This is a genomic window from Bifidobacterium sp. SO4, assembly GCF_018555355.1.
GTDB lineage: Bacteria > Actinomycetota > Actinomycetes > Actinomycetales > Bifidobacteriaceae > Bifidobacterium > Bifidobacterium miconisargentati.
Map to the genome: position 1 here is coordinate 73,144 of NZ_JAFEJP010000004.1, position 20,331 is coordinate 93,474.

18 protein-coding genes and 1 tRNA gene are annotated in these 20,331 nt (G+C 64.5%); 4 read left to right on the forward strand and 15 right to left on the reverse strand.

The genetic code is table 11. The features are described 5' to 3' along the window. Window positions 1-134: 134 nt before the first annotated feature. Genes JS536_RS04370 through JS536_RS04380 form a run of 3 tightly spaced genes read right to left on the reverse strand, consistent with a single transcriptional unit; the run spans window position 135 to window position 3,037 of the window. Entirely contained in the window at window positions 135-1,559 is a 1,425-nt protein-coding gene (locus JS536_RS04370; RefSeq protein ID WP_214355930.1) for an NAD(P)(+) transhydrogenase (Re/Si-specific) subunit beta, read from the reverse strand. Continuing rightward, window positions 1,559-1,864 (reverse strand): NAD(P) transhydrogenase subunit alpha, encoded by a 306-nt coding sequence (locus JS536_RS04375; protein WP_033890970.1) that lies wholly within the window; start codon window positions 1,862-1,864, stop codon window positions 1,559-1,561. The genes JS536_RS04370 and JS536_RS04375 overlap by 1 nt, the downstream gene beginning before the upstream one ends. 15 nt (window positions 1,865-1,879) lie before the next feature. Further along, window positions 1,880-3,037, reverse strand: a complete 1,158-nt coding sequence (locus JS536_RS04380; RefSeq protein WP_214304848.1) for an NAD(P) transhydrogenase subunit alpha — start codon at window positions 3,035-3,037, stop codon at window positions 1,880-1,882. 406 nt (window positions 3,038-3,443) lie between these two features. On the opposite strand from JS536_RS04380, the gene JS536_RS04385 reads away from it, so the two are divergent. After that, window positions 3,444-5,480 (forward strand): AMP-dependent synthetase/ligase, encoded by a 2,037-nt coding sequence (locus JS536_RS04385; RefSeq protein ID WP_214355931.1) that lies wholly within the window; start codon window positions 3,444-3,446, stop codon window positions 5,478-5,480. A gap of 60 nt (window positions 5,481-5,540) precedes the next feature. Here the strand turns inward: JS536_RS04385 and era are convergent, their stop codons facing one another. The 6 genes from era to JS536_RS04415 form a co-directional block, all read right to left on the reverse strand. Further along, on the reverse strand, window positions 5,541-6,545 hold the full coding sequence (gene era, locus JS536_RS04390; protein WP_217625109.1) for a GTPase Era: 1,005 nt from the start codon (window positions 6,543-6,545) through the stop codon (window positions 5,541-5,543). Window position 6,546: 1 nt separating this feature from the next. Beyond that, a complete protein-coding gene (locus JS536_RS04395; protein ID WP_214355932.1) occupies window positions 6,547-7,980 on the reverse strand; it encodes a hemolysin family protein in 1,434 nt (477 codons plus the stop codon). A gap of 80 nt (window positions 7,981-8,060) precedes the next feature. Next, window positions 8,061-8,609, reverse strand: coding sequence for an rRNA maturation RNase YbeY (gene ybeY, locus JS536_RS04400; protein WP_214304852.1), 549 nt, complete (start codon window positions 8,607-8,609; stop codon window positions 8,061-8,063). Continuing rightward, window positions 8,599-9,876 (reverse strand): PhoH family protein, encoded by a 1,278-nt coding sequence (locus tag JS536_RS04405; protein ID WP_214355933.1) that lies wholly within the window; start codon window positions 9,874-9,876, stop codon window positions 8,599-8,601. The genes ybeY and JS536_RS04405 overlap by 11 nt, the downstream gene beginning before the upstream one ends. A 21-nt stretch (window positions 9,877-9,897) precedes the next feature. Continuing rightward, on the reverse strand, window positions 9,898-10,236 hold the full coding sequence (locus tag JS536_RS04410; protein ID WP_214304854.1) for a histidine triad nucleotide-binding protein: 339 nt from the start codon (window positions 10,234-10,236) through the stop codon (window positions 9,898-9,900). 85 nt (window positions 10,237-10,321) lie between these two features. Then, window positions 10,322-11,119 carry a 16S rRNA (uracil(1498)-N(3))-methyltransferase gene (locus JS536_RS04415; RefSeq protein WP_214355934.1) on the reverse strand — a complete coding sequence of 266 codons (798 nt, stop codon included), beginning with the start codon at window positions 11,117-11,119 and terminating at the stop codon, window positions 10,322-10,324. Between the two features lie 96 nt (window positions 11,120-11,215). On the opposite strand from JS536_RS04415, the gene JS536_RS04420 reads away from it, so the two are divergent. From JS536_RS04420 to glgC, 3 genes are all read left to right on the forward strand, one after another. After that, a tRNA-Leu gene (locus tag JS536_RS04420) sits at window positions 11,216-11,303 on the forward strand. 105 nt (window positions 11,304-11,408) lie between these two features. After that, window positions 11,409-12,287 (forward strand): RNA methyltransferase, encoded by an 879-nt coding sequence (locus JS536_RS04425; protein ID WP_214355935.1) that lies wholly within the window; start codon window positions 11,409-11,411, stop codon window positions 12,285-12,287. A 408-nt stretch (window positions 12,288-12,695) separates the two neighbouring features. Then, on the forward strand, window positions 12,696-13,940 hold the full coding sequence (gene glgC / locus JS536_RS04430; RefSeq protein ID WP_109056468.1) for a glucose-1-phosphate adenylyltransferase: 1,245 nt from the start codon (window positions 12,696-12,698) through the stop codon (window positions 13,938-13,940). A gap of 252 nt (window positions 13,941-14,192) precedes the next feature. Here glgC and JS536_RS04435 read toward each other — a convergent pair whose 3' ends face one another. The 6 genes from JS536_RS04435 to sufB form a co-directional block, all read right to left on the reverse strand. After that, window positions 14,193-14,780: a metal-sulfur cluster assembly factor gene (locus JS536_RS04435; RefSeq protein WP_214355936.1), complete on the reverse strand. Its 588-nt coding sequence runs from the start codon at window positions 14,778-14,780 to the stop codon at window positions 14,193-14,195. Between the two features lie 10 nt (window positions 14,781-14,790). Further along, window positions 14,791-15,348 carry a Fe-S cluster assembly sulfur transfer protein SufU gene (sufU, locus tag JS536_RS04440; RefSeq protein ID WP_214355937.1) on the reverse strand — a complete coding sequence of 186 codons (558 nt, stop codon included), beginning with the start codon at window positions 15,346-15,348 and terminating at the stop codon, window positions 14,791-14,793. Between the two features lie 14 nt (window positions 15,349-15,362). Continuing rightward, window positions 15,363-16,637, reverse strand: a complete 1,275-nt coding sequence (locus JS536_RS04445) for a cysteine desulfurase (protein ID WP_214356011.1) — start codon at window positions 16,635-16,637, stop codon at window positions 15,363-15,365. 83 nt (window positions 16,638-16,720) lie between these two features. Continuing rightward, window positions 16,721-17,500, reverse strand: a complete 780-nt coding sequence (gene sufC / locus JS536_RS04450; RefSeq protein ID WP_214304859.1) for a Fe-S cluster assembly ATPase SufC — start codon at window positions 17,498-17,500, stop codon at window positions 16,721-16,723. Window positions 17,501-17,561: 61 nt separating this feature from the next. Continuing rightward, entirely contained in the window at window positions 17,562-18,800 is a 1,239-nt protein-coding gene (sufD, locus tag JS536_RS04455) for a Fe-S cluster assembly protein SufD (RefSeq protein ID WP_214355938.1), read from the reverse strand. 4 nt (window positions 18,801-18,804) lie between these two features. Beyond that, a complete protein-coding gene (gene sufB / locus JS536_RS04460; protein WP_274608215.1) occupies window positions 18,805-20,316 on the reverse strand; it encodes a Fe-S cluster assembly protein SufB in 1,512 nt (503 codons plus the stop codon). Window positions 20,317-20,331 lie beyond the last annotated feature (15 nt).

Sequence of the window (20,331 nt, forward strand, 5' to 3'; positions counted from 1 at the left end):
GGAGCCCGAGCATCTATCGACGCTCCATCAGTCCGGCAATGTAATTGCTTGCGTAATGCGTGCGGCTTCTAGGCGCACCGAAGGAAGCGGTACACAGGGTACCGCGACTGAGGAGCAACGACGAAGACGCACCATTACGCCAGCAATTCCTTGACAGCGTTGATGACGGCTTGCAAACTCTTCTTCGCGTCGCCGAACAGCATCTGCGTGTTGTCCTCGAAGTAGAGCTCGTTCTGGATGCCGGCGTAGCCCATGCCGCGGCCGCGCTTCATGACGACCACGTTCTGGGCCTTGTCCACGTCGAGAATCGGCATGCCGGAGACCGGGGTGCCGGGACGACGGGCGGCCGGGTTGGTCACATCGTTGGCGCCGACGACGAGGGCCACATTGGCCTGCGGGAACTGCGGGTTGATCTCGTCGAGATCCACGAGCTCCTCGTAGGGCACGTTGGCCTCGGCCAGCAGCACGTTCATGTGGCCGGGCATACGGCCGGCGACCGGGTGAATGGCGTAGGAGACCTCGACGCCGTGGGCCTTGAGCAGCTCGCCCAGATCGGCGAGCTCGCGCTGGGCCTGGGCCTGGGCCAGACCGAAGCCGGGGACGAAGATGACCTTCTCGGCGTAGACGAGCTGGACGGCCAGATCGTCCGGGGTGGTCTCCTTCATGGTGCCCTCCGGGCCGTCGCCGGCCGCGGCGGCACCGGAACCACCGCCGAAGCCGCCGGCGAGCACGGAAATCAGCGGACGGTTCATGGCCTGGGCCATGAGGATGGACAGGGTCACGCCGGCCGAGCCGACCAAGGCGCCGGCCACGATCAGGGCCACGTTGTCGATGGCCAGACCGGACATGGCCACGGCCGTACCGGTGCAGGCGTTGAGCACGGAGATCACGACGGGCATGTCGGCGCCGCCGATCGGGATCACGAAGACCAGGCCGTAGCACAGGGCGAACACGGTGGTCAGGACGGACCACAGCAGTCGCTGCTCGGGCTGGACGCACAGCATGACCAGCGAGGCGATGGACAGGACGGCGAACAGGATGTTCCACACGCCCTTGCCCGGCAGGGCCAGCTTCTTGACCCACTTGATGCCCTGCAGCTTGCCAGCGGCGATGAGCGAGCCGGTGAAGGTCACGGAGCCGATCAGGATGCCCAGGCCCGCGGTGATGAGCACCACGATGTCCGGCGTGCCGTCCTTGGTGAGGATGTCGTTCAGGGCCACAAGCGCGGCGGCGCCGCCACCCACGGTGTTGAACACGGAGACCAGCTGCGGCATGTCCGTCATCTTGACCTTCTTGGCGGAGACCACGCCGGCCACCGCGCCGATCAGGATGCCGACGACCAGCACGGCCACGGCCACGACGTTCACGAATCCCTTGGCGAAGAGCACGATGAAGGCCATGAGCACGGCCACGATCATGCCGAACGCGGAGATCTGGTTGCCCTTGCGCGCGGTCTTCGGGGAGTTCATGAAGTGCAGGCCGACCACGAACATGACGGCCGAGAACAGATAGACGAACCACGCGACGATGTCGATGGTTCCCACGGTTGCGGAGGCCATTACTTCGACTCCCCCTTCTTCTCGTTCTTGTTGGACTTGAACATCTCCAGCATGCGGTCGGTGACCACGTAGCCGCCGACCACGTTCATGGTGCCGAGCACGGCGGCCAGGAAGATGAACACGTAGGCGAGCGGGCTGTTGGCCTCGGCGGCCACGATCACCACGCCGACGATCACGATGCCGTGGATGGAGTTGGCGCCGGACATGAGCGGGGTGTGCAGGGTGGCGGGCACCTTGCCGATGACCTCGATGCCGATGAGCAGCGCGAGGACGAAGAGGGTGATGGATACGACGAGAGTAGGCATGATGTTCCTTCCTCCTTACTCGGACTTCTCGGCCGTCGTCTCGGCGGGCTTCTCGGCGCGGCCGGCGACCACGAGGGCGTCGTCGAGCTCCTCGGACAGGTCCTGGCCGAGCTTGCCGTCTCGGATGAAGTGCACGAGGATGTCGGCCACGTTGCGCGAAAGCAGGTTGGATGCGGTGGTGGCCACGCCGGAGGCCAGGTACGGGGCGCCGATGATCTTGACGCCGCCGTCGGTCACCTGTTCGCCGATCGCGGAGCCCTCCACGTTGCCGCCGAGGTCGGAGGCGGCGCAGTCCACGATCACCGCACCGCGGTGCAGTCCCTTGACGCCGGCCGCGGTGAGCAGCACCGGGGGCTTGCGGCCGGGCACCTTGGCGGTGGTGATGATGATGTCGAAGCCGGCGGCCTTCTCGTCGACCGCGGCCTGTTGGGCGGCCTGTTCCTCGGCCGTCAGGGCGCGCGCGTAGCCGCCTTCGCCCTGACCGGCGGAGAAGTCGAGTCCCAGATCGAGGAACTTGGCGCCGAGGGATTCCACCTCGCCCTTGGAGGCGGGGCGCACGTCGTAGGCGGTGACGACCGCGCCGAGTCGACGCAGCGTGCCGATGGCCTGCAGACCGGCGATGCCGGCGCCGAGCACGAGCGCCTTGGCCGGACGGATGGTGCCGGCGGCGGTGGTCATCATCGGCAGGAATGAGCCGTAGGCGTCGGCGGCGGCGATGGCGGCCTTGTAGCCCATCACGGAGTTCTGCGAGGTCATCTCGTCCATGGACTGGGCGCTGGAGAGCTTGCGCGGTAGCTTCTCGATGGCCACGCCCACCAGGCCGGCCTTCTGGAGTGCGGCCACGTAGTCGGCGTCCGTGAAGGAGCCGAGCATGCCGATCACCCACTGGCCGGCCTTGAGCTTGCCCACGGTCTCGGCGGACGGGCGGTCGACGAAGCCGAGCGCGTCGGCGCCGGCCAGTACCTCGTCGCGGCCGGTCACCTTCGCTCCGGCCTTCTCGTAATCCTCGTCGGTGTATTCGGCGGCAATGCCGGCACCCGACTCAATCAAACAGGAGACTCCGCTCCTCTTCAGCCGGGTGACGATATCCGGCGTCAGCGCGACGCGGGATTCCGTTTCCGACGTCTCGTTCAGGACGCCGAACACCACGGTGGCTTCTTGGTTATTCGCCATGAGAGCCCTTTCTTAATCTTTCACTTCGGACATGGTTATCCAGTCGGATATAACGTGGATGTAACTATCCGGGGTCAAGTGTAGTCAAAAGGTGAAGAAAAGGCCCGCAACCCCGCCGTTTCTGGACATTCGCGCCATCGCCGCCGGTCCTTCGGGTGCCCGGGAGCGCCCGCGCCGGCCGACCACGCCACCGTGATGTCCGGTGCCGTCCCTCGCCGCCGGACATCACCCCCGCGAATGCCCAAACCCTACGGTTGCGTAGGGTTTTCCTACGGTTGCGTAAGGTGACGAGTTCGGCATCCACGATTACACTTCTGCCTTTGAGAAGCATGTCGTCCGATGGATCACGCGCGTGCGTGCGGATATCCACGGCCGGACGGCACCGAAAGGTTTACAGGAGCACGAGTTGTCGGTTATCAATTCCTTCACGCAACACACCATCGACCTCACCCGCAAGGCGCTGAGGCTCGCCCCCGACTTCATCCACCCGGTCCACGACGACACCCCGGACGAGCCGGACTACCTGTCCAACGCCGACGTTCCGGCCGAATCCGACATCGCTCTGCCCAACAGCAACGACTGGGACGACGGCCACCTGACCGTCACCGACATCGACCCGGCCACGGGCCTGCTCACCACCTCCACCGAAGGCAATCCGCCGCTGGACGAGGGCATGTCCATCTACGACCTGTATGCGGATCGTGCCGCGCGCATGGGCGACGAACCGCTGTACACCTACAAGTCCGGCGACGAATGGGTCACGGTGACGGCCAACGAGTTCCTGGCGGACGTGCGCGCCGTGGCCAAGGGCCTGCTGCACTACGGCCTCAAGAAGGGCGACGGCGTGGCCTTCATGTGCCGCACCTCCTACGAATGGGACCTGACCGATGCGGCCATCATGGCCTGCGGCGGCGTGCTCGCCACCATCTACGACACGGACTCCGCCGAGCAGATCCGCAACATCGTGAACAATTCGGACGCCCGCCTGCTCATCGTGCAGGACACCGCCATGCGCGACAAGGCGGACGGCGCCGTGGAGGAATGCCCCTCCCTGGAGCACATCGTGTGCATCGAGACCGGCGGCCTGGACGAGATCAAGGCCTACGGCGCCGGCGTGTCCGACGCCGAGCTGGACGAGCGCATCGACTCCATCAAGAAGACCGACCTGTGCTCCATCGTGTACACGTCCGGCTCCACCTCCGCTCCGAAGGGTGTGGAGATGACCCACGAGCACTACTGCCAGACCGCGCTGAACCTGCCCGACTACATGCCGGAGCTGCTGCACAACAAGAAGAACTCGGTGCTGCTGTTCCTGCCGCAGGCGCACTCCTTCGCCCGCGCCATCAACTACATCGTGGTGGCCTCCGACATCCGCATCTACATCGCCACCGGCATCAAGACGCTCATCGCCGACCTGCAGGTCGCCAAGCCGTCCATCATGATCGTGGTGCCCCGTGTGCTGGAGAAGGTGTACAACGCCGCCTCCCAGAAGGCCGGCCATGGTCCCAAGGGCGTGGTGTTCGCCTCCGCCGTGGTGGCCGCGCAGAACTACATGAAGGAGATCTCCGCCAACGGCAAGGCCGGTGCGCTGGCCCGTGCCAGGCGCGCCGCGTTCGACCCGGTGGTCTACTCCTCGCTGCGCGAGGTGCTGGGAGGCCGCGCCAAGTGGATCGTGGCCGGCGGCGCCCCGCTCGACCCCGAACTGCTGGCCTTCTTCCGCGGTGCCGGCGTGCCGGTCTACGAGGGCTACGGCCTGACCGAGACCACCGCACCGTGCGCCTTCAACCCGCTGGGCACCCCGTTCCATGCCGGTTCCGTGGGCATCGCCTTCCCGGGCTTCTCCCTGCGCATCGCCGAGGACGGCGAGATTCAGGTCAAGGGCCGTGCCGTGTTCCCGCGCTATCACAAGAACGACGAGGCCACCGAACTGTCCTTCACCGAGGACGGCTGGTACGCCACCGGTGATCTGGGCCGCATCGACAACGACGGTTTCCTGTACATCACCGGCCGCAAGAAGGACCTCATCATCACCGCAGGCGGCAAGAACGTCTCCCCCGGTCCGATCGAGGAGGTCATCCAGCGTTGCGAGATCGTCTCGCAGGCGCTGGTGCTGGGCGACAAGCGCCCGTTCATCTCCGCACTCATCACGCTGGATGAGGAGGCGCTGCGTCCGTGGCTCGCCGCCAAGGGACTCGACGAGAACATGTCCATGGAGGACGCCACGCAGAACGCCGCGGTGCGCGCCGAAGTGCAGAAGTGGGTCGATCAGGCCAACGAGGGCGTCTCCCGCGCCGAATCAGTGCGTAAGTTCATCCTGCTGCCCGAGGAGTTCAGCCAGGAGAACGGCCTGATGACCGCCTCCATGAAGGTGATCCGTCCGAAGGTCATCAAGCGCTACACCACCCTTCTCAACACCCAGATGTACGTGGCCCGCAAGAAGTAGGCTTCCTGAATATGAAAAAAGCGGCTCCTTGAGAGCCGCTTTTTTCATATCAAGATAAAATCAGAAGCCTAGCTTTTCCAACTGCTTAGGATCGGACTGCCAGCCCTTGGCGACCTTGACGTGGAGGTCGAGGCGGGCTTTCTGGCCAACGATGCGGTTGACCGGGGTGCGCAGCTTCTTCTTGACGTAGGTGAGGTTCGAGGCGCCCTTGCCGATGATGATCGGCTTCTGCGAATCACGCTCCACGTAGATGGACACGTTGACCTGCGCCTTGCCGTCGTAGGCGGCCCCGGTCTCGTTGTCCTCGGGATAGTCGATGGAATCGACCACCACGGCCAGGGAGTGCGGCAGCTCGTCGTCCAGCGTCTCCAGGAACGCGCCGCGGATGAGCTCCGCGATGGTGTCCTCGGGACGCTCCTCGCTGATCTGGTCGTCCGGATACATCTGCGGGCCTTCCGGCGTGTGCTCGATGAGCACGTTGCGCACCTCGGCCAGGTTGTCGTGCTTGAGGGCGCTGACCGGCACGATGTCCGAGAAGTCGGCGAATTCGTTGATCTCGATGAGCTTGTTGATGAGCTGCTGACGGCCGAGTTCGTCGATCTTGGTCACGATGGCGATCAGCGGCACCTTCCACGCGAACGTGCCGTCCTCGCGCTTGGTGGCGAAGTCGGAGCGCAGGCGGGACAGGATGCGGCGGTCGCCGGGGCCGATCTCCTGGTCGGCGGGCAGCAGGAAGGCCACCACGTCCACATCGGACAGGGACTCCTCCACCACGTCGTTGAGGCGCTGGCCGAGCAGCGTGCGCGGACGGTGGATGCCGGGCGTGTCCACCAGCACGAGCTGTGCGTGCTCGGTGGTCAGGATGCCGCGGATGGCCTTTCGCGTGGTCTCCGGACGGGACGACGCGATGGCGATCTGCTTGCCGATGAGGGCGTTGATCAGCGTGGACTTACCCACGTTCGGGCGTCCCACCACAGCCACGAAGCCGGAACGGTACGGCACGTCCTCCGTGGTTTCGGGTGCGGTCTCGGTCTGGTTGTTCGTCGTCACTTCTTGCTCGCTCATCTCACTCCTTGTCGGCATTCTGGTCATCGTCGTCGGCGTGTTCGCCGGATTCGTCCTGGGTCTTGCCATCTTCCTCGTCGCCCTCGACGTGCGCGGGCTCGACCACGATGGTGGACACCTTCTTGCGGCGTCCGGCGGAGTCGACCGCCGTGAGTTTGAGGCCTCGCGTCACGGCAGAGGCGCCCACGATCGGCACCCGGCCGAGGATCTTGGTCAGCAGGCCGTAGACCGTGTCCACGTCATCCTCGTCGATGTCGATCTCGAAGATCTCCTCCAGGTCGGCGATCGGCGTGCGGGCCGGCATCTTCCACTTGTTCTCGCCGATCTTCTCCGGTTCGCTGCGCTGGGTGCGGTCGTGTTCGTCCTCCAGCTCGCCCACGATCTGCTCGATGGTGTCCTCGATGGTCACCATGCCGGCGATGCCGCCGTACTCGTCCACCACCACGGCCACATGCTGGCGGGAACGCTGCATCTCATGGAAGAGGTCGTCCACCGGCTTGGATTCGGGCACGAGCAGCGGCTGGCGCACGATGGTCTCCACCTTGCGGCTGAGGGCGGCCTGGTTGAAGGCGGTGGCGCGCACGGCGTCCTTGAGATAGGCCACGCCGATGAGGTCGTCCACATCCTCGCCGATCACCGGCACGCGGGAGAAGCCGGAACGGGAGAACAGCTTCAGCGCGGAGACGAGCGTGGTGTCGCGTTCCATGCAGATCATGTCGGTGCGCGGCACCATGATCTCGCGGGTCAGCGTGTCGGACAGGGTGAGCACGTTGCGCAGCATCTCCGAGACTTCGGGGTCGAAGTCGTTGGACTCCACCAGGCGGTCGATGGCGGCCTTGCCCTGTTCGAGCTGGATCTTCTCCAGTTCCTCGTCGTCGGACAGGTCGGAGTTCTTGCCGCGGCGACCCGCGCTTTTGGCGCCGTTCTTGTCCGAGCCGATGCGGGCGAACGGCGTCACCTTGCAGGCCAGGGAGACGATGCGCGAGTGCGCGATCATGATGTCCACCGGCTTGGCCATGCCCGCGGTGCGCGGACGGACCAGCACGGAGACCACGGCTACGATGATGGCGAACAGGAAGCCCGCCAGCAGTTCCACCCACAGTTCGGCGCCCCACAACGCCGCGATGGAGGCCACCAGCACGCCGTCGAGCACGTTGCAGGCGATGCGGAAGAACGCGCAGCTGCCCGCCGTGGCGTACCGGTCGGAGATGAGCCGCTGCACGCGATGGATCTTGTCGATCTTCTTCATCTTGAGGAACTGGCTTGCCTCGGAGTCGGTCTGCACCTCGAGGATGAGGTTGTTCAGGCTGGCGCGGGTCACTCGCGCCACGGCGCCTTCGGAGGCGGCCATGGTCAGCGAGAACCAGACGAAGAGGGCGGCCACCAGCACAAGCACGACGGTGATGGCGATCAGGGTGGTACTGAGATACTCCATGGAGTTTGCTGTCCTTGCGGGGTTATGGGATTGCGGAAATTGCGGGAACGTGCAGGTTTACAGGTACGGCCTGCTGCCGGTTACTTGGCGTCTAGATCGCGTCCGGCGCCGTGCGCGGCGTCGTAGATGGCCAGCGCGTCGGGCGTGCCTGCGGGCAGGGTGGCCTGTACGCCGGAATCGTGGCGCAGGGCGAAGAACGTGAGCAGGAGCTGGCGCTGCAGGCCGAACATCTGACGCTCCTGTTCGGGCGTCACATGGTCGTAGCCGAGCAGATGGAGAATGCCGTGGATGGTCAGCAGCAGCATCTCCTGCATGGTGCTGTGTCCCGCGGCGGCGGCCTGCTGGGCGGCCACCCACGGGCAGATCACGATGTCGCCGAGCACGCCCTCCATGACGGTCTTGCCGTCGCCGGGGCGCAGTTCGTCCATCGGGAAGCTCATCACGTCGGTCGGCCCCTCCAGGTTCATCCAACGCATGTGCAGTTCGGCGATGGGATCGGGGTCCACGAACATGATGGTCAGATCGGACTGGGTGCTCACGCGCATCTGGTCGAGCACCCACACGCCCAGATCGGAGAAGACCTTGGGGTCGATGACCCATTGGGTCTCGTTCGTCACGTCAACGCTCATCTGTTGCCTCGTTTCGTTGCATCGGAAGTTCCGTCTGGGTGTCTGCGGGTGTATCGGCGGGTGCGTGCTCGGTCATCGGCTCCGCGGCGTTACCTGTGCCGCCGGATCGTGCGGAGCCCGCAGTGCCGTCTTCCGCCGCGCGTCCGCGCCGCCGTCCATGCCGTTCGATGGAACGGTGGTCACCGGCGATGGCGGCATGACGGTCGTACGCGGCCACGATGCGGCCCACAAGCTGGTGACGTACCACGTCCTCGGTGTCGAGATGAACGAAGGAGATGCCCTCGATATCACCTAGGATCTGCTCGATGGTGGCCAGACCGGAACGCGGCACGGCCAGATCGACCTGCGAGATATCGCCGGTGATCACCATCTTGGTGTTGAAGCCGAGTCGTGTCAGGAACATCTTCATCTGCTGCTCGGTGGTGTTCTGCGCCTCGTCAAGGATCACGAACGCATCGTTGAGCGTGCGGCCGCGCATGTAGGCGAGCGGCGCAACCTCGATGGTGTTGTCGTCCATGAGGCGCCTCAACTGGTCGGCGCCGAGCATGTCGCCCAGGGCGTCATACAGCGGACGCAGATACGGATCCACCTTGTCGTTGAGGGTGCCGGGAAGGAAGCCCAGGTTCTCGCCCGCCTCCACGGCCGGACGGGTCAGGATGATGCGTCGGATCTGCTTGTCCTGGAAGGCGCGCACGGCCTTGGCCACGGCGAGATAGGTCTTGCCGGTGCCGGCCGGGCCGATGCCGAAGGTGATGGTATGCGATTCGATGGCGTTGACGTACGCCACCTGTCCTGCGGTCTTCGCGCGGACCGGCACGCCGGCGGCGAAGGTGATGACGCCGGGTACCGTCGGCTTGCGGTAGGTCGTCTCGCGACCGGCCTGGCCGTGGGACTGCCCGTGGATGCGACCGCGCGTCTCTCCCGCGGTGGACTGCACGAGCTTGTCATGGGTGGGACCATGTCCCGGACGCTCCAGTCGCACGCTGTTCCTGAGCACGTTCTGGTCGAGCATGCGGCGCACGGTGTCGGCGTCCATGGGCGCGGTGTAGGCGGCCCGGATGATGGTGTTGATCAGATCCTCCGCCTGGGCGGCCTGCGACTCGGTCTGCTTGGACCGGGAGACGACGGCCACCCGATTGCCGCGCACGATGATGGTGAGTTCCGGGAAGGCGCGTTCCACCTCTCGGATGACCTCGTCCACGGGGCCGAGCACGGCCACCGGATCGAGCTGGGACGGGATGGTGATGGTACGTGTAGTCGTGGCCACGAAAGCTTCTCGTCCCCTTGTCTACTCGTCCAGCTTCTCGCCGGTCAGCACGTGGGCGTGCACGTGGAACACCGTCTGACCCGCGTCAAGGCCGGTGTTGAAGATCAGTCGGTAGGCGCCGTGGAAGGCCTCGTCCGCGATGTGCTGGGCGACGGAGACGATATGCGCCAGCTCGGCCGGATCCTTGGCGGCGAGTTCGGCCGCGTTGGCGTAATGCTCCTTAGGCACCACCAGCACATGGACCTTGGCCTTGGGGTTGATGTCCTTGAAGGCGTAAGTGGTGTCGTCCTCATAGACCTTGGTGCTGGGAATCTGGCCTGCGATGATCTTGCAGAACAGGCAATCGTCGGATGCGCTCATCATGCTCCTTGTTTGGCGGTATTGCACTACTGACCAGCTTAGCGCGGGGGCGTTACCCATCGCGGGAGGCGAAAGCCGGTTTCGGTCAGTCGTAGCGGCCCAGCGTGCGGGACAGCAGCGACAACGCCACCGGACCGGCCGTGGCGGCCCTGAGGATGTTGCCGCCGAGCACGCAGCTGACGGCCCCGGCCGCGGTGAAATCGGCCACCTCCTGCTCGCTGATGCCGCCTTCCGGCCCCACCACCACGTACACGGTGCGCGGACGGCCGTCCTCGAGTGTGCGTTCCACCAGCTGATTCACCTTGGCCTCCACGCCGGCCCAGGTGTCGGTGGCATCCTGGTGCAGCACCACCACCATGTCCCCGTGTACGCATGCGCGACGGCAGATGGCCACGATCTGCTTGCTGGAGACGCACTCCCCCAGTTCCGGCCTGAAGGCGCGGCGTGATTGTTCGGTGGCCGCGTCCAGCACGGCGCCCCATTTCTTGTCCGTACGGCCACTCTTCCATTTGGCGATGGAACGGTCCGCCTGCCAGGGGATCACTTCGTCCACGCCGATCTGCGTGGCCATGTCGATGGCCTGCTCGTCATGGCCGGTTTTGGCCAGTGCCTGGATCAGGCCGAGCCGGGTCTGGGGTTCGGGTTCACGGCCCACTTCGGACACCTCGGCCAGACCGGCCTCCGGGTCGGCCATCACCGCATGGATCCTCAGACCGTGGCCGTCGGAGAGCTGCAGGCTGTCCCCCGCCTTCAGGCGCATGGCCTGCACGGCATGGCGCTTGATGTGCGCGGGAAGCGTGAGCTTCCATCCGGTGTGGAGCTCGTCGCTGTTCACCGGGACGTCGTCAACCTGCGGATCAAAAAGGAAAAGGGCATCTGTCATGCCTTCAAGGCTACACGCGACACGCCGATGACACACCCCGTGTTGCATCTTCCGGAATCACTGCTAAAGTATCTACTCGTTGTCCAAACGACACCTGCCCGGGTGGCGGAATGGTAGACGCGCTAGCTTGAGGTGCTAGTGCCTATTTTATACAGGCGTACGGGTTCAAGTCCCGTCTCGGGCACAGATGAAACCCCTTGCATTGCAAGGGGTTTTTGCGTATCCGCGGTAGTTTTCCCAGACAGGGCGCCCACCGCCCCTCCACGCCCCATTCGATCGAAAGGCCATCATGCAGTTCATCACCCTTGATTCCGTCGACGACCCGCGCGTCGAGGCGTATGTGAACCTCACGGAAATGCAGCTGCGCAATCGCCTGGAGCCGGCCAAGGGCATGTTCATCGCCGAATCCCCCAAGGTCATCGACCGCGCGCTGGCGGCCGGACGCGAGCCGTTGTCCCTGCTGGTCGAGGAACCATGGCTGGAGGGCATGGCCGAAACCTTCACCTTCATCGACGAGCGCTGGGGCACGGCGGTTCCGGTGTATGTGGCCTCCCCCGAACAGCTCAAACGTCTGACCGGGTACCGCCTGCACCGTGGCGCGCTGTGCGCCATGCGTCGCTGGCCGCTGCCTTCCGTGGCCGAGGTGTGCCGTGACGCACGCCGCGTGGCGGTGATGGAGAACATCGTGGACCACACCAACGTGGGCGCGCTCATGCGTTCCGCCGCGGCGCTGGACGTGGACGCGGTGCTGGTGACCCCCTCCTGCGGCGACCCCCTGTACCGGCGCGCCGCCCGCGTGTCGATGGGCACGGTCTTCCAGGTGCCGTGGACCCGCATCACCGGATACGACGAGGACGGCACCGAAGACAAGCACTACTGGCCGTTCAAGGGCATCGACGAGCTCAAATCGCTCGGCTTCACCACGGTGGCCATGGCCCTTGAGGACGACTCCATTTCATTGGACGAGCTCACCCGCCGACTCCATCTGCCGGATGGCGACCCCGCGCGCATCGACAAGCTGGCGCTGATCTTCGGCACGGAGGGCGACGGCCTGTCCCGTCACACCATCGCGCGCGCCGACCTGACCGTGAAGATCCCGATGAGCCACGGCGTGGACTCCCTGAACGTGGCCGCATCCAGCGCGGTCGCCTTCTACGCCACCCGCTGAGCCGGCGTGTCGTGTCCCGCGTGTCGCCGGCGCCGACGCTCCGACCTGCGACACGCGGGACACGCGGACGGCGATGACTTCATCATTCGGCTCCGCACGTCTCATATTCGGCGCATCCACCATCTCCCGACACGCCGAAGGGGTGCCCCGACGACGGGGGAATCGGCCCCGCCGCAACGATGCCGGGTGCTCCCCAATCGCCGCGCCCGTCCCTATGCGGCCGGAACCGGCCCCGAACGGACGCCACACGACTGAATTATTCATGCCAAGTTCACGCCACGCGGGGGCGAAAGCCTTGCATGTTCGTTTTTTTCTGCAATTATTAACTATGTAAACCAAATGCAAGGAAGCGTTTGGCAGAGCAGTGCGGTGTCGAAAGACGCTCAGGTAACAGAGAGGACAGTTACGATGGCCAAGAATCCCAAGATTCTGTCGATTGTGCTTGCAGGCGGCGAGGGGACCCGCCTGATGCCGTTAACCCGCGATCGCGCGAAGCCCGCCGTACCGTTCGGCGGCGTCTATCGCCTGATCGACTTCCCGCTGAGCAACCTGGTGAACTCCGGTTACCGCCAGGTGGTCGTGCTCACCCAGTACAAGTCCCACTCGCTGGACCGTCACATCTCCCAGGTGTGGCGTTTCTCGCCGCTGCTGGGCTCGTACGTCTCCCCCGTCCCGGCGCAGCAGCGCCTCGGCAAGCATTGGTACCTGGGCTCCGCCGACGCCATCTACCAGACCATCAACATCATCGAGGATGTCCAGCCTGACATCGTGGTGATCGTGGGCGCCGATCACGTCTACCGTATGGACTTCGAGCAGATGGTGCAGCAGCACATCGAGTCCGGCGCCGAATTCACGGTGGCCGGCATCCGCCAGCCCATCGAGGAATCGAACCAGTTCGGTGTGATCGAGGTCGATCCCGAGCATCCGAACATGATCAAGAACTTCCAGGAGAAGCCGGCCACCACCACCGGCCTGCCGGACAACCCGAACCAGATCCTGGCTTCCATGGGCAACTATGTGGCCAACACCAAGGCCCTGTTCGAGGCGCTGGCGCTGGACGAGAAGGCCGCCGACACCAAGCACGACATGGGCGGCGACATCGCCCCGTACTTCGCCTCCCGTAACGAGGCCGGCGTGTACGACTTCAACTCCAACGAGATTCCGGGTTCCACGGCCACCGATCACGCCTACTGGCGCGACGTGGGTACCATCAAGCAGTTCTACGATGCGCACATGGATCTGATCGCCTATGTGCCGGAGTTCAACCTGTACAACCAGGATTGGCCGATCTACACGATGTCCGGCAACCTGCCGCCGGCCAAGTTCGTGCACGCCGGCCGCGATCGCCTGGGCCACGCCACGGACTCCATCGTCTCCCCCGGCGTGATTGTTTCCGGCGGTGAGGTGCACCACTCCGTGCTCTCCCCGAACGTGCGCATCCACTCTTGGGCGCAGATCGTCGATTCCGTGCTGTTCGACGGCGTGGTCATCAACCGTCGCGCCCGCGTGTACAAGGCGATTCTCGATAAGAACGTGGTCCTCACCGAGAACTCCACAGTCGGCATCGACACCGAGCACGATTTGGCCCGCGGCTTCACCGTCACGCCGGACGGCATCACCGTGGTTCCGAAGAACACCATCGTCGATGACTGAGTGATCTGATTCGGTAGCAAACGTAAAAAGCCTGGCAACCATTGTGGTTGTCAGGCTTTTTCGTATGTCCTGTTAAACCGAGATTGACATAAATCAAGACTCTGTTAAACCAAGATTGACATGGATCCATGTCTGACTACCCCTCAGTCGGCTTCGCCGACAGCTCCCCTGACAAGGGGAGCCAGGAATAAGGGCCATGTCGATCTTGGTTTAACAGAGCCTTTTGTATGTCCTTATGCGCTGCTTTGCGGCTCAGTACTTCGGCAGGTTGTCGAAGTTGAAGCCCAGCGCAGCCAGCTGGTCGCGGCCGTCAGGCGTGATGCGATCGACGGTCCAGCGCGGGTTCCACGTCCAGTCGATGCGGAACTCCTCCACCAGTCCGGCCAGCGTGGAGGCGCATTCGTCCTCGATGAGGTCGGTAAGCGGGCAGGCCGGCGTGGTCAGCGTCATCGTGATGATGGCACGGCCCAGTTCATCGATTTCGATGCCGTACACCAAGCCCAGGTCGATGACGTCGATGCCGAGCTCCGGATCGATGACCTGGTGCAGAGCCTCACGCACGTCCTCGGCGGTGGCACGGCCGATATCGTCCACGGCCTTGAGCGGAATCTCATTGCCGTCCGATTCGTCGGAGCATCCACAGGCACCCTTGTGGTTGCCGCAGCCACACGTATCACCGGAACCGGCCACGGTGTTTTCCGCGGGACGTCCGTTCGGGAAGCCCTTGGCCAGCGCGGGATTGGCCATTACTCGGCGGGCGGCCTCCTCGTCCTGCAGCACGCCGTTGACGGCGTCGAACACGGAGGGCGTAGGTTCGGGGACCAGATTGTTGTCGCTCATGATTTCCACCTCAGTTCTTTGCGGCCAGGGCCTTGGCGACGGAGTCCTTCAGACCCTCCCAGCCTAGCAGAGCGCACTTGATGCGCATAGGGTATTTCGATACGCCCTGGAACACCACGGCGTCGCCGAGCTCGTCCTCAAGGGCATCGTCGTTCAGACCGGCGCCACGCGATTCCATGAGCTGGTGGAACACCTGCTCCAGATGCATGGCCTCGTCCACGGTCTTGCCGTTCACGAGATCGACCATCACGGACAGGCTGGCCTGGGAGATCGAGCAGCCGTGGCCGTCCCACACCAGTCGTTCGATGGTGTGCGGTTCGCTGTCGGACACCTCGACGTGCACGGTCGCCTCGTCGCCGCAGGTCGGATTGAACTGGTGCGATTCGCCCGGCGTGCAGTATTCATGGGTGGCGCGCACGGTGGTATCCGCCGAAGCTGCGTCCGCGCTTTGTTCCACGGCCGCGTCGGGAGCGAAGGACTCCCGGCCATGCGGATGCTTGGAGGCCTCAAGAATGACCTCCTGGTACATCTGCTCCAGTTCGTCGCCGCTCATGCCGTAATCACTCATATGTCTGTTGTTCCTTATTCCACTCCAAAGAACTTGCGGATGCCCTTGGCCGCCTCGACCAGCGCCTGCGCGTCCTCGACCGAATTGTAGACGCCGGACGAGGCACGGTTGGAGGCGTACAGGCCGAAGTGACGATGCACGGGCTGGGCGCAGTGGTGGCCCACACGGATGGCGATACCCTGCGCGTCGATGAACTGGCCCACGTCGTGCGGGTGCACACCCTGGACGTCGAAGGCCACGGTTCCGATGCGGCCCACATTCTCGCGCGGTCCCAGAATGCGAATGCCGTCGATGTCGCCGAGCTTCAGCAGTTCGGCGGCGATGGTCTTCTCATGGGCCTCGATGTTCTCCAGGCCGATGTTCATCATCCATTCGGCGGCCACGCCTGCGGCGACCACCTGGGCCACCGGCTGCGTACCGGCCTCGAATCGTGCCGGCGGGGCCATGTACTGGGCCTCGTGGTCCATGTACGCCAGTTCCACCATCGAACCACCGAAGTTGGCCGGCGGCAACGCTTCAAGCAGCTCGCGCTTGCCGTACAGGAAGCCCACGCCGGTGGGACCGTACATCTTGTGCGCGCTCCAGGCGGCGAAGTCCACATCCAGCGCATGGAAATCGACCTTGAGGTGCGGCACGGACTGGCAGGCGTCGAGGATGAACACGGCTCCGACCGCGTGCGCGCGGCGGATGATCGGGGCGATGTCCGTGATGGCACCCGTGGTGTTACCCACATGGGTCACGGCCACCACCTTCGTGCGTTCGGTGATGACCTCGTCCAGGTTGTCGGTGCGCACACGGCCGTCCTCGGTCAGATCAAGCCACTTGAACGTGGCACCGGTACGGTAGGAAAGCTCCTGGAACGGCAGCAGCACGGAATGGTGCTCGGCGCGCGAGACGACGATCTCGTCGCCGGGCTTCAGGGCGAAGCGCTTGGCCTCCTCTCCCCCGCGGCCCAGCGAGGCGTTGCCGAAAGCCGTGGCCAACAGGTTCAGGCCAGCGGTGGCGCCGCCGGTGACGACGATCTCCTCCTCGCCTTCCGCCGCGTTGGCGCCGACCAGCCTGGCCACCTTGGCGCGGGCCTCCTCGAAGGCCAGCGTGGAGCGTGCGGCCAGTTCGTGGGCGCCGCGATGCACGCCGGCGTTGATCGTGCGGTAGAAGTCCGCCTCGGCGTCGATCACACACTGCGGCTTCTGCGAGGTGGCCGCGGAATCGAGGTACACCAGCGGGTGTCCGTGAATCTCCTGGTCCAGAATCGGGAATTCATCCCGAATCGCCTTGAAATCAACCATCATATTCCCCTTCGATACGTTGCGTTATGGCTGCCGGCCCCTGTTCTGTTCGGAGCCTGCAGCCGGTTGGATCAGCGGATGGATCAGGCCAGGGCGGATTCGGAATCGGCGCCTTCGGGCAGATAGGCGTCGTAGCCGTTCTCTTCGAGCTCGTCGGCCAGTTCGGGGCCACCGGTCTTGACGAAGTGGCCGTCCGCGAACACATGCACGATGTCCGGCTTGATGTACTTGAGGATGCGGGTGTAATGCGTGACCATGAGGATGCCAAACTGGTTGGCTTCCTTGGCGCGGTTCACGCCCTCGGACACGATGCGCAGGGCATCCACGTCGAGGCCGGAGTCGGTCTCGTCGAGGATGGCGAACTTCGGCTTGAGGAGCTCGAGCTGGAGAACCTCGGCGCGCTTCTTCTCACCGCCGGAGAAGCCTTCGTTCACGGAACGGGTGGCGAACTTCGGGTCCATCTTGAGGCGCTTCATGGCGGCGGACAGGTCCTTGGTCCACTGGCGGATGCCGGGGGCCTCGCCGTCGATCTCGGTCTTGGCGGTCCTCAGGAAGTTGGTCATGGACACGCCCGGCACCTCGACCGGGTACTGCATGGCCAGGAACAGGCCGGCCTTGGCGCGCTCGTCCGGGGTCATCTTGAGGATGTCCTGGCCGTCGAGCAGGGCTTCGCCGGAGTCGACCACGTACTTGGGGTGGCCGGCAAGCGTGTAGGCGAGCGTGGACTTGCCGGAGCCGTTGGGGCCCATGATGGCGTGGGTCTCGCCGGAGTGGACGGTCAGGGTCGCGCCCTTGAGGATCTGCTTGATGCCGTCCTTGGTTTCGACGTGGACGTGGAGGTCCTTGATTTCGAGTGTTGACATGTGTGTGCTCCTAAAAATGTTGCGATGTCTGTTTGGGCCGGGCCGCTTCGGTGTCCCCGGCCTACTTGTCTTCGAGGACCTGCGCCATGGCGTCGCTTTCGCCACGGGCCAGTCGGCGGTCGATTACGTCCATGAGGTGTTCGGAGATGGCGGGTATGCCGATCTCCTCCACAAGTTCGCCGAAGAAGCCGCGCACCACGAGCTTGCGGGCTTCGGTCTCGGGGATGCCACGGGACTGGAGGTAGAACAGTTCCTCATCGTCGAAGCGGCCCACCGAGGAGGCATGGCCGGCTCCGATGATGTTGCCGTTCTCAATCTCCAGGTTCGGCTCGGAATCGGCGATGGCGCCGGGGGTCAGCACCAGGTTGCGGTTGAGCTCGTAGGAGTCGGTGCCTGGGGCGGTGGGCTGGATGAGCGCGTTGCCCACCCAGGTGGAGTGCGCGCCCTTGCCGTCGAGCGCGCCCTTGTAGACCACGCGGGACTTGCAGTCGGGGTGGTTGTGCACCACCATCGTGCGGTGCTCGATATGCTCGCCGGGATCCACGAAGTAGATGCCGAGCATGTTGAGGTCGCCTTCCGGGCCGCCGAAGTCCTGATCCATGCGGATGCGGACCACGTCGCCGCCGAGGGTCACCACGGAGTGGCGCAGGGATGCACCTTCGCCCACATGGATGCGGTGGTTGCCCACATGCTTGGCGGTCTTGTCCCATTCCTGGATGAACGTGGCGGAGACATGCGAGTCCTTGCCGGTGGTGATTTCCACGCCTTCGGCGAGGCGCGCGTCGCCGTCATGCTCCACGACGACGTCCGCGTGGCACTTGTCCGCGGCCTTGATGACCAGGTGGAAGGCGTCGAGATCCTCGCCCGCGCCATGCACCTTGACGAGCACCGGCTGGGCGATCTCGCCGTTCAGCTCGATGACCGTTGCGGTGGCGCCGGAGTTCCATTCGACGGCGGAGACGCGGTCGTTCGGTTTGGAGACGGTGCCGGAGGGGGCTTCGCCGAGCCTGACCTGGCTGAGCTTCACGCCTTCGGTCAGCGGCGAACCGTCGATCATCGAGACTTCGATTTGCGTTTCGCCGGACGGCTTGAACACGTCGAAGAACTCGTTGATGCGTTCGATCGGCGTGTAGCGCCATTCGTCCTGCTTGCGATCCGGTGCCGGGAAGTCGTTCACGTCGAACGAGCGGGCGGCATGGTCCACGGAGGACGGCATGGCCGCCGGGATGGCGTACGGATCGTTCGGGTCCGCGACCGGAATGGCTATTTCCTTGACGTTCTTGGTTGCTTCGTTGGTCATGGGATCAGCCCACCGATCCTTCCATCTGCAGTTCCACGAGTCGGTTGAGTTCGAGCGCGTATTCCATCGGCAGCTCACGGCTGATCGGCTCCACGAAGCCGCGCACGATCATGCCCATGGCCTCGTCCTCGTTGAGGCCGCGGCTCATCAGGTAGAAGAGCTGGTCCTCGGAGACCTTGGAGACCGTGGCCTCGTGGGCCATGGAGACGTTGTCCTCGCGCACGTCCACATGCGGGTACGTGTCGGAGCGGGAGAAGTCGTCCACGAGCAGCGCGTCGCACACGGTGGAGTTGGAGGAGCCTTCCGCGCCTTTGACGATCTTGACGAGTCCGCGGTAGGCAGAACGTCCGCCGCCGCGGGAGATGGACTTGGCCACGATGGTGGAGCTGGTGTGCGGAGCCAGGTGGATCATCTTGGCGCCGGTGTCCTGGTACTGGCCCTTGCCGGCGAAGCCGAGGGACATGGTGGAAGCCTTGGCGTACGGCTCGGCGAGGATGCAGGCCGGGTACTTCATGGTGGCCTTGGATCCGATGTTGCCGTCCACCCATTCCATGGTGCCGCCCTCGCGCACGTAGGCGCGCTGGGTGACGAGGTTGTAGACGTTGTTCGACCAGTTCTGCACGGTGGTGTAGCGCACGCGGGCATGCTTCTCCACGATGATCTCCACGATGGCGGCGTGCAGCGAATCCTCGGACCAGATCGGGGCGGTGCAACCCTCCACGTAGTGTACGTAGGAGCCTTCATCCGCGATGATCAGCGTACGTTCGAACTGGCCCATGGCCGGGGTGTTGATGCGGAAGTACGCCTGCAGCGGGATGTCCACGTGGACGCCCTTGGGCACGTACACGAAGGAGCCGCCGGACCATGCGGCGGTGTTCAGGGCGCCGAACTTGTTGTCCTCGGGCGGCACCACGGTGCCGAAGTACTTCTTCACGAGGTCAGGGTATTCGCGCACGGCGGTATCCGTGTCCACGAAGATCACGCCCTGCTTCTTCAGGTCCTCCTGGATGGAGTTGTAGATGACCTCGGACTCGTACTGGGCGGCCACGCCGGAGACCAGACGCTTCTTCTCCGCTTCGGGGATGCCAAGGCGGTCGTAGGTGGAGCGGATGTCGTCGGGCAGCTCGTCCCAGCTCTTGGCCTGCTTGTCGATCGGCTTGACGTAGTACTTGAAGTCGTCGGCGTTGAAGCCGGAAAGATCCACGCCCCAGTTGGGCATGGGCTTGTCGAGGAACGCCTTGAAGCCACGCAGACGCATGTCCAGCATCCACTGAGGCTCGCCCTTGTCGGCGCTGATGGCACGCACGACGTTCTCGTCGATGCCTCGCTTGGCCGCCTCGCCGGCCGCGTCGGAATCATGCCAGCCATAGCTGTAGTCGCCGAACTGGCTGATGATCTCATCATCCTGTTTGATCTTATCCTCGTTGACGCGGGAACGATCGGCCACGTACTGGCTCATCTCCACGTCAGCGGCGGCGTTCGGTGCTGTGTTGTCGGTCACCTTCCTGCCTTCCATCTCGTTTCGCACATA